The sequence below is a fragment of the Tepidimonas taiwanensis genome (genome assembly GCF_020162115.1).
GTDB lineage: Bacteria > Pseudomonadota > Gammaproteobacteria > Burkholderiales > Burkholderiaceae_C > Tepidimonas > Tepidimonas taiwanensis.
In genome coordinates this window covers 122,363-137,138 of record NZ_CP083911.1, presented here as the reverse complement: position 1 = coordinate 137,138, position 14,776 = coordinate 122,363, and the positions used below count along the sequence as shown (strand labels likewise).

The 14,776-nt window shown below is 70.5% G+C and carries 11 protein-coding genes; 1 reads left to right on the top strand and 10 read right to left on the bottom strand.

The features are described 5' to 3' along the window. Nucleotides 1-43 precede the first annotated feature (43 nt). Genes LCC91_RS00665 through gshA form a run of 3 tightly spaced genes read right to left on the bottom strand, consistent with a single transcriptional unit; the run spans nt 44 to nt 2,704 of the window. The gene (locus LCC91_RS00665) at nt 44-406 is read right to left on the bottom strand and encodes a VanZ family protein (protein ID WP_043699584.1); all 363 of its coding nucleotides are present in this window, start codon (nt 404-406) and stop codon (nt 44-46) included. Next, on the bottom strand, nt 403-1,404 hold the full coding sequence (gene gshB / locus LCC91_RS00660; RefSeq protein ID WP_224440973.1) for a glutathione synthase: 1,002 nt from the start codon (nt 1,402-1,404) through the stop codon (nt 403-405). The genes LCC91_RS00665 and gshB overlap by 4 nt, the downstream gene beginning before the upstream one ends. Nucleotides 1,405-1,408: 4 nt before the next feature. After that, nucleotides 1,409-2,704 carry a glutamate--cysteine ligase gene (gshA, locus tag LCC91_RS00655; protein WP_143897692.1) on the bottom strand — a complete coding sequence of 432 codons (1,296 nt, stop codon included), beginning with the start codon at nt 2,702-2,704 and terminating at the stop codon, nt 1,409-1,411. A gap of 146 nt (nt 2,705-2,850) precedes the next feature. On the opposite strand from gshA, the gene LCC91_RS00650 reads away from it, so the two are divergent. Then, nucleotides 2,851-4,041, top strand: coding sequence for an MFS transporter (locus LCC91_RS00650; RefSeq protein ID WP_143897690.1), 1,191 nt, complete (start codon nt 2,851-2,853; stop codon nt 4,039-4,041). A 434-nt stretch (nt 4,042-4,475) separates the two neighbouring features. Here the strand turns inward: LCC91_RS00650 and LCC91_RS00645 are convergent, their stop codons facing one another. The 7 genes from LCC91_RS00645 to LCC91_RS00615 all read right to left on the bottom strand — a co-directional run bounded on the left by LCC91_RS00645 (nt 4,476) and on the right by LCC91_RS00615 (nt 14,766). Next, nucleotides 4,476-5,981: a M20/M25/M40 family metallo-hydrolase gene (locus LCC91_RS00645; RefSeq protein WP_143897688.1), complete on the bottom strand. Its 1,506-nt coding sequence runs from the start codon at nt 5,979-5,981 to the stop codon at nt 4,476-4,478. Between the two features lie 117 nt (nt 5,982-6,098). Continuing rightward, nucleotides 6,099-8,207: a putative bifunctional diguanylate cyclase/phosphodiesterase gene (locus LCC91_RS00640; RefSeq protein WP_143897686.1), complete on the bottom strand. Its 2,109-nt coding sequence runs from the start codon at nt 8,205-8,207 to the stop codon at nt 6,099-6,101. Between the two features lie 29 nt (nt 8,208-8,236). Further along, the gene (locus LCC91_RS00635) at nt 8,237-10,120 is read right to left on the bottom strand and encodes a methyl-accepting chemotaxis protein (protein ID WP_143897684.1); all 1,884 of its coding nucleotides are present in this window, start codon (nt 10,118-10,120) and stop codon (nt 8,237-8,239) included. A 57-nt stretch (nt 10,121-10,177) separates the two neighbouring features. After that, a complete protein-coding gene (locus LCC91_RS00630; RefSeq protein ID WP_224440972.1) occupies nt 10,178-11,530 on the bottom strand; it encodes a methyl-accepting chemotaxis protein in 1,353 nt (450 codons plus the stop codon). 40 nt (nt 11,531-11,570) lie between these two features. Further along, complete coding sequence (locus LCC91_RS00625; RefSeq protein ID WP_143897680.1) at nt 11,571-12,062, bottom strand: chemotaxis protein CheW; 492 nt, start codon at nt 12,060-12,062, stop codon at nt 11,571-11,573. Between the two features lie 163 nt (nt 12,063-12,225). Then, nucleotides 12,226-12,771, bottom strand: a complete 546-nt coding sequence (locus tag LCC91_RS00620; RefSeq protein WP_143897678.1) for an adenine phosphoribosyltransferase — start codon at nt 12,769-12,771, stop codon at nt 12,226-12,228. A 9-nt stretch (nt 12,772-12,780) separates the two neighbouring features. Then, nucleotides 12,781-14,766, bottom strand: coding sequence for a monovalent cation:proton antiporter family protein (locus LCC91_RS00615; protein ID WP_143897676.1), 1,986 nt, complete (start codon nt 14,764-14,766; stop codon nt 12,781-12,783). Nucleotides 14,767-14,776 lie beyond the last annotated feature (10 nt).

The window sequence follows — 14,776 nt, the reverse complement described above, 5'->3', positions numbered from 1 at the left end:
CCCACGCCCGCACGGTCCGGGCCGGAGGTCGTTGGCTGTACGCTCACGCCCGCACCGTCCGAATCCGTCGCATCGCACGCGCGATGAGCAGCCCCAACGCGACGCCCACGCCGTCGGCCACCCAGTCGGCCAGATCACCGTGGCGCCAGCCGGTGGCGGCCTGCGCCCACTCGATGGCCGCGCCGTGCGCCAGCAGCCCGGCCACCAGCGCCGCCTCCCGCCACAGCGGGTAGGCCAGAGACCCCAGCAGCGCCAGCGCCGCGAAGCCCAGCGCGTGCTGCGCCTTGTCCCAGAGGTCGAACACCAGCGGTGGCAGGTGCTCCACCGGTGTCAGCGACGCCACAGTGAGCGCCACCGCCAGACCCCAGAATGCGAGGCGCGTCAGCCCGCCGCCCTGCACCGTCACGTCGCGGCCCCTGTTCGGCCATCCGCCGACGCGGCCGCGCCCGCCCGCACGGCAGCCTCCAGCGCATCGACGAAGCGCGCCGCGACATCGTAGCCCGTCTGCTGCGTGATCTCCTGAAAGCACGTGGGACTGGTGACGTTGATCTCGGTCACCCACTCGCCGATCACGTCCAGCCCCACCAGCAGCAGCCCGCGCGCGGCGAGCACCGGCCCCAGCGCGCGCGCAATGGCCCAGTCCCGTTCGGAGAGCGGCCGCGCCTCGCCCCGGCCGCCGGCCGCCAGGTTACCGCGCACCTCGCCGCCCTGCGGGATGCGCGCGAGCGCATACGGCACCGGCTCGCCGCCGATGACGAGGATGCGCTTGTCCCCATCGGCGATCTGCGGCAGGTAGCGCTGCACCATGATCGTCGTGTGGCCGTGCTGGGTCAGCGTCTCGATCACCGCGCCGAGGTTGAGGCCGTCCGCGCCGACGCGGAAGATCCCCCGTCCGCCCATGCCGTCCAGCGGCTTGAGGATGATGTCGCGGTGCTCGGCGTGAAACGCCCGGATCGCCTCCGCGCTGCGTGTGACCAGCGTCGGTGGCGCCCACTCGGCGAACGCCATCACCGCCAGCTTTTCCGGATGGTCGCGCAACGCAGCGGGGTCGTTGAAGACGCGCGCCCCCTCGCGCTGCGCCTGCTGCAGCAGGTGCGTCGCATAGAAATACTCCGCATCGAACGGCGGATCCTTGCGCATCAGCACGGCGTCGAACGCGTGCAGCGGCTCGCGCCCCTGCCGCCGCACGTGGAACCAGTCGTGTGCGTCGTCGGTCAGCGTCACCTCGCGCACCAGCGCCGTCACCGGCTCGCCGCTGCGCCACTGCAGGTGCGCCGGCTCGCACGCGGCCAGCGCCACGCCGCGACGCGCCAGCTCGCGCATCATCGCGTAGGTGCTGTCCTTGTAGGTGACGAAGGTGTGCAGCGGGTCGGCCACCACCAGCACCCGCCGCAGGGGGGGCACCGCCTCAGTCATAGCGCTCCGCCTCGGGGTCGGTGGCCTCCAGCTCGTACGCCGCGGCCAGCATCGCCAGCCGCGCGACCACGCCGTACATGTAGAAGCGGTTGGGCACGCTCGCCCCCGGCGGCGAGCCGGGCTGCGGCTGCAGCGCGCTTTTCTCGAACGCCAGCGGCACGAAGCTCGCCCCCGGGGCGTTGAGGTTTTCGTCGACGCCACGCTCGGCGTGCACGCGGTAAAAGCCCCCCACGACGTAGCGGTCCATCATGTACACCACCGGCTCGGCCACGGCGTCGTGGATGCGCTCGTGCGTCATCACGCCTTCCTGGATGATGACGTCGCTGACCTGCTGGCCGTCCTTGATGACGTTCATCTTGTTTTTGGTGCGGCGGTTAAGGTTGGCCAGCTCCGCCGCGTCGCGCACCATCATCACGCCCATGCCGTAGGTGCCGTTGTCGGCCTTGACGACGACGAAGGGGCGCTCCTGGATGCCGTATTCCTTGTATTTGCGGCGGATTTTGGCGAGCAGCGCGTCGACGTTGGTCTGCAGGCACTCCAGCCCCGCACCTTCGGCGAAGTTGACCTGCCCGCACTGCGCGAACATCGGGTTGATCAGCCACGGGTCGATGCCCACCAGCTTGCCAAAGCGCTTGGCCACCTCCTCGTACGCGCGGAAGTGGTTGCTCTTGCGCCGCACGTGCCAACCGGCGTGCAGCGGCGGCAGCAGGTACTGCTCGTGCAGGTCCTCCAGGATGCCGGGCACACCGGCACTCAGGTCGTTGTTGAGCAGGATGGTGCAGGGGTCGAAATGCTTCAGGCCCAGCCGGCGACCCTCGCGGATGATGGGCTCGAGCACGACGCGGTCACCGTTGGGCAGGTCGATCGTCGTCGGCTCCTTGATGTCGGGGTTGAGCGAGCCGACGCGCACGTTCAGCCCCGCGGAGTAGAAAATGCGCTGCAGCTGCGCCACGTTCATCAGGTAGAACGTGTTGCGTGTGTGGTTCTCCGGCACCAGCAGCAGGTTTTTCGCCTCCGGGCAGATTTTTTCGATCGCCGCCATCGCCGCCTGCACGGCCAGCGGCAGCATTTCATTGGTCAGGTTGTTCCACCCGCCGGGAAAGAGGTTGGTGTCCACCGGCGCAAGCTTGAAGCCCGCGTTGCGAATATCCACCGAGGTGTAAAACGGCGGGGTGTGCTCCATCCACTCCAGCCGGAACCAGCGCTCGATGACAGGGGTGGATTCGAGGATGCGCTGCTCCAGCTCGTTGATGGGGCCGGTGAGCGCGGTGACGAGATGCGGAACCATACGTGCCCTCGACGGGGTGGGGGAAGGGCCACGGCCGCGCCCGGTATACGGTTGGCGCGGGGCGGTGGCGGTCAGTCGAGCCCCGATTGTAGGAAGTCGCGCACGCGGCCCACAACCCGGGCGGGTATCGGGTATAACCATCGCCCATGAACCGCAACCTCTGGCTGCTCGCCATCGCCCAAGGGCTGTTTCTGACGAACAACGTCGTCTTCATCGCGATCAACGGGCTGGTGGGCCTGCGGCTGGCGCCGGCGGGTTGGATGGCGACGCTGCCGGTGATGGGTTATGTGGTCGGGGGTGCGCTGTCCACCGGGCTGGTCGCACGCTCCCAGGCGCGCTGGGGCCGACAGGTGGCGTTCCAGATCGGCCTCGCGGTCGCCTTCGGCTCGGCGCTGCTCGCGGCGCTGGCACTGGCCATCGGGCAGTTCTGGTTGCTCGTGGCCGCCACCGTCATCGCCGGCTACTACAGCGCCAACGGGCAGCTCTACCGCTTCGCCGCCGGCGAGCTGGCGGCCCCCGCGTTCCGCGAAAAAGCCGTCTCGCTGGTGCTGGCGGGCGGCCTGATCGGCGCGGTGGCGGGGCCGAACCTGGCCAACCACACGCGCGATCTGCTCGACGTCCCCTTCCTCGGCGCGTACCTGGCGCTGGCGGGCGTGGCGCTGGTTTCGATGGGGGTGATGGCGGGCATCCGCTTCCCGGCCGAGCCGCCGCGGCCCGCGGGCCGGGTGACGGAGGGCCGCTCGGTGGTGGAATTGCTGCGCGAACCGGCGTTTGCGGTCGCGGTGCTGGGCGCGGCGCTCGGCTACGGGGTCATGAACCTGCTGATGGCCGCGACGCCGCTGGCAATGCAGACCTGCGGGCTGCCGTTCGCCGACGCGGCGCTGGTGCTGGAGTGGCACGTGATCGGCATGTTCGCACCGGGTTTTTTCACCGGGCACCTGATCCGGCGCTTTGGCGCCGTGCCCATCATGGGGGTGGGCGTGCTGCTCAACGCCGCGTGCATCGCGGTGGCGCTGTCCGGACAGGACCTGCACCAGTTCCTGGTGGCGCTCTTTTTGCTCGGGGTCGGGTGGAACTTCCTGTTCACCGGCAGCACGACGCTGGCGATGCAGGCGTACCGGCCGGAGGAGAAGGACCGCGCGCAAGCGACGATCAACTTCGCGGTCTTCGCGACGATGGCGGTCACGGCGTTTGCCTCCGGCGCGCTGGTGACGACGCAGGGCTGGTGGTGGCTCAACGTCGGCTCCACCGTGCCGGTGGCGATCACCGGGCTGGGACTGCTGGCGCTGGCGCTGCGGCAACGGGCCCACGCCGCGGAACGCGCACAGGGGGTGTGATCACGTTCTCTATCGATCCAACATGAAGAAGCTTGGTATTCCCGCACAGCGTCCAACACGTGCGAAGCATGCGGGAGACGCAAGACAGAATCGTGCTGGAGTGATATTGATCCAGTACGAAAAAGTTTTGACTCTCCCGCAGCGTTCTGTGCTAACACGGAAAGCGGGGGGCTCAAGACAAAACCGTGCCGGAGCAATAGTGGGGAGGCCGAGTCGGGGAGGCCGCCCTGCCCTCATCAGTCCGCTGCGCGGCCTGGAAATCGGGCCGGACGGCCTCCCCGGCTCGACCTCAAGGGGTGTCGGGTGCGCGCTGCCGGCGCCCGGTAGCGGCGGCAGGTGGGATCGGGGCCGATTTCCGGGCCGCACAGCGGACCGATGAGGCCACGGCCCCATCCGCCACCGCTCCCACCCACGCGAAAACGCAATCCGGTCCTTCAAGGCATGCGCGCGATGACCTCAGCCACGGCGGCCGTGAGCCGCCGCGCATAAGGCACGTGCAGGAACTCGTTGGGACCGTGCGCGTTGCTCTGCGGGCCCAGCACCCCACACACCATCATCTGCGCACGTGGGAAACCCGCGCTCAGCATGTTCATCAGCGGAATCGTGCCGCCCTGCCCGATGGTGCCGCACGCGGCGCCGAAGTGGGCGTGGCTCGCCACCTGCAGCGCCTGCGCGAACCACGGCGCGGTGTCCGGCGCGTTCCAGCCGTTGGCGGCCCCTTCCGGCTCGAAGGTCACGCGCGCCTGGTACGGCGCGTTGTCCTCCAGCAGCGCCTTGAGGCGCTGCGCCGCCTGCGCCGCGTCCACCAGCGGCGGCAGGCGCAGGCTGAGCTTGAACGCGGTGTACGGGCGCAGCACGTTGCCCGCATCGCGCAGCGGCGGCAGCCCCTCGGCACCGGTCACCGACAGCGTCGGGCGCCACGTGCGGTTCAGCAGCGCCTCCACTGGGTCGGTCGTCGTCGGCAGCGCAAACACGGTGCTGCCGCCACAGTCGTGGTGCGCCCACGGGAAGCGCCGCCACACCGCGTCGCCCAGGATCGCCGCGGTCTCGCGCGCCTGCGCGACGCGCTCGGGCGGAATCTCGCAGTGGAACACCTCGGGCAGCAGGCGGCCGGTGGCGCTGTCCTCCAGCCGGTCGAGCACGTGGCGCAGGATGCGAAAGCTCGACGGCACCACGCCCGAGGCATCACCGGAGTGCACCCCTTCGGTGAGGATGTCCACCCGCAGCACGCCGCTGACCATGCCGCGCAGGCTGGTGGTCAGCCACAGCTGGTCGTAGTTGCCCGCCCCGCTGTCGAGGCAAATCACCAGCCCCACGTCGCCCAGCCGCGCGCGCAGCGCGTCGATCGTGGGCAGCAGGTCGGGCGAGCCGCTTTCCTCGCCGGTTTCGATCAGGCCGACGATGCGTGGGTGGGGGCGACCGCTGGCCTGCAGCGCTTCTATCGCGGCCACCGCGGCGTAGACCGCGTAGCCGTCGTCGGCGCCGCCGCGGCCGTAGAGCCGCTCGTCGATCAGGCGCGGCGTCCACGGCCCCAGATCCGCGCGCCAGCCCGCAAACTCCGGCTGCTTGTCCAAGTGGCCGTACATCAACACGGTCTGGCCGCTGGCCGGTGCCGGGGTGCCGTCGGCGCCGGCGCGCGCCGGCACCTCGAACCACAGCACCGGCGTGCGCGGCGTGCCGTCCGGGCGCGTCAGCCGCACGACCTCCAGCGTCAGCCCCTCGACGGGCTGGCGCGCCACCCAGTCGGCCGCGTCGCGCAGCACGCGCTCCAGGTGGCCGTGCGCGACCCAGTCGGCGTCGAACATCGGCGATTTGGCCGGCACCTCGATATAACGGTGCAGCGCCGGCAGGATGTCACGCTGCCAGCGCTCGTCCACGCGCTGGCGCACGGCGGCGGGGTCGAGCAGCGGTTGGGCGGTATCGGGCAGACGGGCGTTCATGGCAACCTCGTGGGGTACTGGTATACGACGCTGCGGGGGCTGGCCACCGGCGCCTGGACACGCGAACCGGGGCATGACCACGCGGCGCCCCCGCGCGAAGACGTCGTGCAGCGGCACTCACAACGCCGCGGGCCGGCCGAAATGGTAGCCCTGAAACAGGTGGCAGCCCATCTCGCGCAGCGCCTCGAACTGCGCCGCCGTCTCCACGCCCTCGGCGACCACCTCCATCTCCAGGCTCTTGGCGAGCTGCAGGATGGTGCGGGCAATCGCCGCGTCGTTGGGGTCCTCCAGCAGGTCGCGCACGAAAGAGCGGTCGATCTTGAGCTGCGCGAGCGGCAGGCGCTTGAGGTACGCCAGCGACGAGTAGCCGGTGCCGAAGTCGTCCAGCGCGAACTGGATGCCCTGCGCGGCCAACGCCTCCATCTTCGTGATCGTGTCCTCGATGTCGTGCAGCAGCAGGCTCTCGGTGAGTTCCAGCTTGAGCCGGCGCGGGTCGGCGCCGGCCTCGCGCCACGCCGCCTGCACGGTATCGACGAAATCCGGCTGGCGCAGCTGCCGCGGGCTCAGGTTCACCGCCAGCGACCACTGCGCGCGCTCGCCCCCCGCGCGCGCCCACGCGGCCAGCTGCGCGCACGCCTGGCGCAGCACCCACTGCCCCATCGGCAGGATCAGCCCGCTTTGCTCCGCCACCGGAATGAAATCCGCCGGCGACACCATGCCGCGCAGCGGGTGCTGCCAGCGCAGCAGCGCCTCTTGTCCCACAACCTGCGCGCGTGCATCGACCACCGGTTGGCCAAAGAGGCGCAGCTCGCCGTCGCGCAACGCGTGGCGCAGATCGCGCTGCAGGGTGGCCCGCGCCACCACCGCCGCCTGCATCGCCGGGTCGAAGAAGCGCACCGCGTTGCGCCCGGCCGATTTGGAGTGGTACATCGCGAGGTCGGCGCGGCGCAGGATGTCCTCCACCGCCTCGTCCCGGCCGCGAAAGAGCGTGATGCCGATGCTGGGCGTGGCCTGCACCTCGTGCCCCTCGATGGTGAGCGCCGTCTCCACCGCGGCGCGCACCTTCTCGGCCACGTGCTGCGCGCGCCAGGCCGCCTGCTCCTCGTCCGCGTGCAAATCTTCCAGCAGCACGACGAACTCGTCGCCGCCCAGGCGGCCGATCGTGTCCTCGATACGCACCACGTCGCGCAGCCGCTGCGCCACCGTCTGCAGCAGGCGGTCGCCCGCGGCGTGGCCGTAGGCGTCGTTGATGTCCTTGAAATTGTCCAGGTCGATGAAGCACAGCGCCGCCCACTCGCCGCTGCGCGCACTCGCCGCCTGCGCCTGCTGCAGCCGGTCCACGAACGCGCGCCGGTTGAACAGGCCCGTGAGGCTGTCGTAGAACGCCAGGCGCTGGATCGTGGCCTCGTCCTCCTTGCGCCGCGTGATGTCGCGGCCGACCCCGCGGTAGCCGGTGAAGCGCCCGTCGGCGTCGTACACGGGCATTCCGCTGATCGAAAACCACACGACGCGGCCGTCGCGCAACCGACGCTGCAGCTCCACGCGACGGAAAACGCGCCGTTCGGCAAACGCCTCGCGCAGCGGCGCCCAGTCCTCGGGCCGCGGGCGGTTCAGCGCCGGCACGTCCCACGCGCACTTGCCGAGGAACATTTCCGCCGTCTCGTACTCGCGGATCAGCCGCCCCTCCAGCCGCGTGTAGCGGCCCTCGGCGTCCCACTCCCAGTACCAGTCGGCCGACAGCTCCGTCAGGCTGCGGAAGCGCTCCTCGCTGTCGCGCAGGTAGCGCACCATCTGGGCGTGGCGCGTGACGTCGACGTAGGCGCGCACCCAGCCGCCGCCGGGGATGGCGATCGTCGTGCCCTGCAGCGTGCGGCCGCCGGCGGTGGTGTAGGTGTAGACGTGCGGCTGGCCGCGGCGCGCCGTCTCGCGCAGGTGGTGCCACACGCGCTGCAGGATGTGCGACACGTCGCCGCGCAGATCGCCGCGCTCCACCTGCCAGCGCACCACGTCGTCGATAGGGGGTTGCGACTGCAGCAGCGTCAGCGGCAGCTCCAGCATCTCGCGCGCCTGGTGGTTGACGCCGACCACGTGCCCGGCCTCGTCCAGCACCACGAGGCCGACCTGCAGGTGGTCCAGCAAGACGCCCACCGGCAGGCGGCCGCTGCGGACCGGATCGTCCGGCGATTCGGCCACGAGGCCGGGCAACGTGCTGGAAAAATCGATCATGCGGGCTCAGGCCATGGACGGGCGGGGCATCAGAAACTCTCCCACTCGCCCTCTTCCGTCGCGGGGGAGGGGCGCGGTGGCAGCGCCTTGGGGGCGGTGGGCTTGGCCGGTGCGGCCGTCGGGCCGGACGCCGGCTTGGCGGCGCCAGCCGGAGCCGCGCCGGGGGTCTTGCTCGCGGGTTTGCCCGCGGATGAGGAAGATGCGGCGGCCGCGCCCAGCGCCGGCCGCGCCGGCGTGTGGCCCACGGCCTTGAGCGTGGTGGACTTGGCCGCCGCCGGGGGCAGCGACGGCTCGCGCCGCGCGGCGGGTGCCGAGGCGCTCGCACGCATGGGCGCCACGGTGCGCACCGCCCCGTCGCCGTCGCCGGTGCGGAATTGCGCCACCACCTGCAGCAGCGCCTGCGCCTGGGTGTTGAGGCTGGCAGCCGCCGCCGCGGCCTGCTCCACGAGGGCCGCATTCTGCTGCGTCGTGCTGTCGAGCTGCCCCACCGCCGCGTTGACCTGCGCAATGTTTTCGCTTTGCTCCTGCGCCGCCGCCGTCACCTCGCCGATCATGTCCGCCACGCGCTGAATGGCCTGCACGATCTCTTCCATCGTGCGCCCGGCCGCGTCGACCTGCGCGCTGCCGGCCTGCACACGCTGCACACTCTCTTCGATCAGCGCCTTGATCTGCTTGGCGGCCTCGGCGCTGCGCTGCGCGAGCGAGCGCACTTCGCCCGCCACCACCGCAAAGCCGCGTCCCGCCTCCCCGGCGCGCGCCGCCTCCACCGCGGCGTTGAGCGCGAGGATATTCGTCTGAAACGCAATGCCGTCGATCACGTTGGTGATGTCGGCGATTTTCTGGCTGCTGGCCTCGATGCCCTTCATCGACTCCACGGCTTGTGCCACTGTCTGGCCGCCGCTGCGTGCGGCATCGGCCGCCTGGGCGGCGAGCTGGTTGGCCACCGCCGCGGCCTGAGAGCTGCTGCGCACGGCTTCGGTGAGCTGCTGCAGGCTCGCTGAGGTCTCCTCAACGCTGGCGGCGGCATTCTCCGTGCGGGCGGAGAGATCCTGGTTGCCCTGCGCGATTTCGGCGCTGGCCAGCGCCACCTGGTCGGCGCTGGCGCGGATGCGCTGGAACGCCTGCTGAAGCGCGGCTTGCATCTGCTGCAGCGCGCGCATCAGCTCACCGACCTCGTCACCGCGGTCGACGTGGATCGTTTGCGTCAGGTCACCGTGCGCGACGGCCTGCGCTATCCCGACAGCCTCGCGCAACGGGCGCACGATGCCGCGGGTGAGCGAGACGGCAACGGTCACGCCGATCAGCAGCGCCAGCGCTGCCGCCGCGCCCATCGCCAAAGAGAGATTGCCCACGAACCGCTTGGCCTCCTCGATCGTACGTTCCGCGTCCGTCACGAGGTACTGCGCGAGGTCTTCCTGGGCCTGGACATAGCGGTCACCTGCACGCCGATACTCCCCGTCCGCCAGCGCCCTCGCACCGGTATGGTCGCCGGCCCGCACGCGTTCCAAAACTTGGTCGCGCAAGCGCATTTGCGCCCCCCGCGCCTCCCGCGTCAATTGCAGCAGGCGCGACGCCTCGGCATCAGCCAGCTGGTCTACCGCAGCCCCGGTGCGCTGCTGCAGCTCGTCCACGAGCGCGCGCGTTTGCGCAATTTGCGTCTGAAAATACTCCAGCGCTTGCGGATTCTCGCCCAGGCGGGCGACGGCCACCGTGCGGTCGACTTGTTGGCGTGTAAACGCCGACCACTTTTCGGCCAACATGGCCGCCTTATTGTAGGTTTTGACGGTTTCCTCGACCGCCTGCATGCGCAGCCCACCCACGATTCCGCCGATCGCCACGGCCAATAGCAGCGCGAGCAAGAGGCCAAATCCCAGGCCCAGCCGCACACCGATTTTGAGATCCCTTATCGCCATCGTCGACTCCTCGTGCTGGAACACCACCCGACTGGTTCGAAATGACTGTACCCGATGTCACGCGGACGATCGGGTCTCTTGCCGCCGCCGCTCCGGCCCCTGATAGGACGCCGGGTCACCGTGCCCCCGCACCGCTGCGGGCTTGAGCGGCGGGTGCTCGCCCGCATCCGTCGGCAGACGGAACATCGCCACCGTCTCGCCCAGGCGCTGCGCCTGGGCGCGCAGCTGCTGGGCGGTGGCCGCGCTCGAGCCGACGAGCTCCGCGTTTTGCGTCGTCATCTGGTCCACCTCCGCCACGGCGGCGTTGACCTGCGCCAGCGCCTGTGCCTGTTCCTGCGTCGCGTGGCTGATGTCGCGGATGAAGCCCGAGACCTGCTGCGCGTTGTCGACGATGTCGCGGATGGTGGACCCGGCGCGGTGCACGACCTCGGTGCCCGCGGCCACCTGGGCCACGCTCTGCTCGATCAGCGCCTTGATCTGCTTGGCCGCCTCGGCGCTGCGCTGCGCGAGCGACCGCACTTCGCCCGCCACCACCGCAAAGCCGCGCCCCGCCTCCCCGGCGCGCGCCGCCTCCACCGCGGCGTTGAGCGCCAGGATATTCGTCTGGAACGCGATCCCGTCGATCACGTTGGTGATGTCGGCGATTTTCTGGCTCGCGGCCTGCAGGCCGTCCATCGTGGCCACGACCTGCTGCACCTGCGCGCCGCCCCGGTCGGCCACCTCGGCGTTGCGCTGCGCCAGCGCGATCGCGGACTGCGCCGCGTCGCTGGAGGCGCGCACGGTCTGGGTGATCTCCTCCAGGCTCGCCGCGGTCTGCTGCAGGTGCGCGGCGGTGTCGTCGGTGCGCTGGCGCAGGTCGGCGCTGCCGCTGGCGACCTCCTCACTGGTGCGGTGGATGCGCTCGGCGGCGTCGCGCACGGCGCCCACGGTGCGCGCGAGCGCCCCCTGCATGTCGTGCAGGCTGCGCAGCAACTGCGCCAACTCGTCGGCCCCCTGGGTGTCGACCCGAGTCCCGAGATCGCCGCGCGCGATCGCCACGGCCAGCGCCTCGGCCTCGCGCACGGGTCGCACGATGCTGCGCAGGTTGGCCAGCGTGGTCGGTGCCACGATGGCCATCGCCACCGCGAGGGCCGCCGCCAGCCCCCACAACGCCTGCTGGCGGATCTGCTCCCCATGGTCGGTGAGCGCGATCATCTCCTGCGCGAACGCCTCGTTGGCGCTGGTGGCGTTTTGCGACGCCACCGTCCATGCGAGCGTCAGCGCCTCGTGCTGCGCGATCTGCATGTGGTGCACGGCCCACACGCCGACACCGGCGAGCATCACCATCAGCGCCAGCACGACGCCGATCGCCCCCCACATGCGCGTGCGCACCGACCAGGCCCGCATCGCATCGCTCATCCATCGGATCATCGGCATCCTCCCGTGGCAGTGGTGGGTCGGCCGACGCCGCTCAGGCGTCCATCAGGCCCATGTCGGGGCTGCTGACCAGCGCCTCGATGTCCATCAGGATCAGCATGCGCTCGCCGACGCTGGCGATACCGGTGATGAAGGCGGTGTCGACGGCCGCGGACGTCATCTCGGGCGCGGCGCGGATGGCGTCGCGGGCGAGTTCGAGCACGTCGGAGACCGAGTCGACGACCACGCCCACGACGCGGCCCTTGACGTTGAGCACGATGACGACCGTGAGGTTGTTGTACTCGACGCGCTCACAGCCGAGCTTGATGCGCAGATCGACCACCGGCACGATCACCCCGCGCAGGTTGACCACGCCGAGGATGTGCGACGGCGCGTTGGCGATGCGGGTGGGCTGCTCGAAGGAGCGGATCTCCTGCACGCGCAGGATGTCGATGCCATACTCCTCGGCCCCGAGGCGGAACGTCAGGTACTCGGCGCTGGCGCGTTGGGTGGCGATCTCGTTGGAATGGGCGACGACGGCGGTCATGGCGACTCCTGGATGGCGGCCGCGCACCCAGTGTTCGACGGGGCCGCGGCGGCGGGGAACTCGACGATGATGCGAAGCCCCGAGTATCGACCAAAAAGGAGCCTATGCCAACGCGGTTAGTCCGCGTTTTGTCGGCCGGGTGTCGGTACCGCCGCCGACCCCGTCAATGCCCCTCGAAGCTCACCAGCGTGAACAGCGGCAGCCCCGCCGCCTCCAGGCGCTGCACGCCGCCCAGCTCCGGCAGCGCGACGATCGCGGCGCCCTCGGTCACGGTGGCGCCGAGCTTTTCCAAGAGTTTTTTGCCCGCCATCATCGTGCCGCCGGTGGCGATCAGGTCGTCGATCAGCAGCACGCGGTCGCCGGGCTTGACGGCGTCGGTGTGCAGCTCGACGGTGGCGCTGCCGTACTCCAGCTCGTAGGTCTCCGCCACCGTCGTGAAGGGCAGCTTGCCCTTCTTGCGGATCGGCACGAAGCCCACGCCCAGCTCGTACGCCACGACGGAGCCGATGATGAAGCCGCGTGCGTCCAGCCCCGCGACCACGTCCGGCCGCTTGTCGCGGTCCATGTAGCGGTGCACGAAGGTGTCGATGAGCACGCGAAAGACTTTCGGGTCCTGCAGCAGCGGCGTGATGTCGCGGAACTGCACGCCCGGCGCGGGCCAGTCGGGGACGGTGCGGATGTGCGAACGGAGGTAGGCGGCGGTGTCCATGGGGCCGGATTATCCCGCCAGCAGCTTGGCCTCGGCCAGCGCCAGCGCTTCCGGCGTGCCGTAGAGCACCACCGCATCGCCCCCCTGCAGGCGCAGATCGTCGTCCGGCACCTCGCGCCGCCCGTTGGCATGGCGCACGTCCATCACCTGCACGCCGACGGCGTGCAGCGCGAGGTCCGCGAGCCGCTGGCCCACGGTCGGCCCGCCGGGCGGCAGCACGACGGTGGCCAGCCGCGCGTGGCCGGCCTCGTCGTCGGCGTCGTCGTCCGCGCCGTGGAAGTAGCCGCGCAACAGCTGGTAGCGCGCGTCGCGCTGCTCCTGCACCAGCCGCACCACCCGGCGCAGCGGCACCCCGACCAGCGCCAGCGCGTGGCTGGCGAGCATGAGGCTCGCCTCCAGCGCCTCCGGCACGACCTCGGTGGCACCAGCCGCCTGCAGCCGCGCCCAGTCGGTGTCGTCGATCGTGCGCACCACCACCGGCACGGCCGGCGCGTGTTCGCGCACGTGGTGCAGCACCTTGAGCGCACTGGGGGTGTCGATATACGTGATGACGACCGCGCTGGCGCGCGCGAGCCCCGCTGCGATCAGCGACGGCAGCCGCGCCGCGTCGCCGAAGACGACCGAGTGCCCCGCCGCCGCGGCCTGGCGCACGCGGTCGGGGTCGAGGTCGAGCGCCATGTACGGAATGCCCTCGCCGTCGAGCAGCCGCGCGAGGTTTTGCCCGCAGCGGCCGTAGCCGCAGATGATGACATGCCGGTCCGCGGCGATGGACTTGCGCGCGATCTGCGTCATCTGCACCGACTGCTGCAGCCAGTCGCTGCTGACCAGCCGCGTGACGATGGCGTTGCTGCGCTCGATGATGAAGGGGGTCAGCAGCATCGAAATCACCATCGACGCCAGCGTCGGGTTGAACAGCGCCGGCGGCACCAGCCCGTGCTGGTTGGCCAGCCGCAGCAGCACGAGCCCGAACTCGCCCGCCTGCATCAGGTACAGCCCCACGCGCAGCGACGTGCCCATGCTGGCGCCGAAGGCACGCACCAGCGCCGTGATCAGGACCACCTTGAACGTGAGCGACAGCACCAACAGCAGCAGCACCAGCGGCCAGCGCTCCAGCACGATGCGCCAGTCCAGCATCATGCCGATGGTGATGAAAAACAGCCCCAGCAGCACGTCGTGGAACGGCCGGATGTCGGACTCCACCTGGTGCTTGTACTCGGTCTCGGCGATGAGCATCCCTGCGACGAACGCGCCCAGCGCCAGCGACAGCCCCGCGTGCTCGGTCAGCCACGCCAGCCCCAGCGTCACGAGCAGCAGGTTGAGCACGAAGAGTTCCTGGCTCTTGCGCCGCGCCACCAGCGTCAGCCACCAGCGCATCACGCGCTGCCCGCCCGTGAGCAGCAGCGCCAGCAGCACCGCCGCCTTGCCCACCGCCAGCAGCAGCGCGCGCCCCAGGTCCTCGCCCGGCGCGGCCAGCGCCGGGATCAGCACCAGCAGCGGCACCACGGCCAGGTCCTGAAACAGCAGGATGCCCACGACGCGCTGCCCGTGCTCGGACTCCAGCTCCAGCCGGTCGGCCATCAGCTTGACGACGATCGCGGTACTGCTCATCGCCATCACGCCGCCCATCGCCGCCGCCATCGGCCACTCGAGCTTCCACCACTGCGGCAGCAGCCACCCGAGCGCCAGCGACGCCGCCGTCGTCAGCAGCACGGTCAGCACCACCTGCGCCGTGCCCAGGCCGAAGACGAAGCGCTTCATCGCGCGCAGCTTGGGCAGGCTGAACTCCAGCCCAATGGCAAACATCAGGAACACCACGCCGAACTCGGCGAGGTAGCGCAGCCCCGCCGAGTTTTGCGCCAGCGCCAGCGCGTGCGGGCCGATGAGCACACCCACGCCCAGGTAACCGATCATCGCCGGCAGCCGCAGCAAACGGCACACCACGACCCCCAGCACGGCCGCCAGCAGGTACAACAGCGCGAGGTCGAGGGCGTTCATACCGCCGATC

Bases quoted from the DNA above. Each gene is read 5' to 3' on its own strand.
- gshA (WP_143897692.1), bottom strand. From the start codon at position 2,704: ATGGTTCCGCATCTCGTCACCGCGCTCACCGGCCCCATCAACGAGCTG.
- LCC91_RS00650 (WP_143897690.1), top strand. From the start codon at position 2,851: ATGAACCGCAACCTCTGGCTGCTCGCCATCGCCCAAGGGCTGTTTCTG.
- LCC91_RS00645 (WP_143897688.1), bottom strand. From the start codon at position 5,981: ATGAACGCCCGTCTGCCCGATACCGCCCAACCGCTGCTCGACCCCGCC.
- LCC91_RS00640 (WP_143897686.1), bottom strand. From the start codon at position 8,207: ATGATCGATTTTTCCAGCACGTTGCCCGGCCTCGTGGCCGAATCGCCG.
- LCC91_RS00635 (WP_143897684.1), bottom strand. From the start codon at position 10,120: ATGGCGATAAGGGATCTCAAAATCGGTGTGCGGCTGGGCCTGGGATTT.
- LCC91_RS00630 (WP_224440972.1), bottom strand. From the start codon at position 11,530: ATGATCCGATGGATGAGCGATGCGATGCGGGCCTGGTCGGTGCGCACG.
- LCC91_RS00625 (WP_143897680.1), bottom strand. From the start codon at position 12,062: ATGACCGCCGTCGTCGCCCATTCCAACGAGATCGCCACCCAACGCGCC.
- LCC91_RS00620 (WP_143897678.1), bottom strand. From the start codon at position 12,771: ATGGACACCGCCGCCTACCTCCGTTCGCACATCCGCACCGTCCCCGAC.
- LCC91_RS00615 (WP_143897676.1), bottom strand. From the start codon at position 14,766: ATGAACGCCCTCGACCTCGCGCTGTTGTACCTGCTGGCGGCCGTGCTG.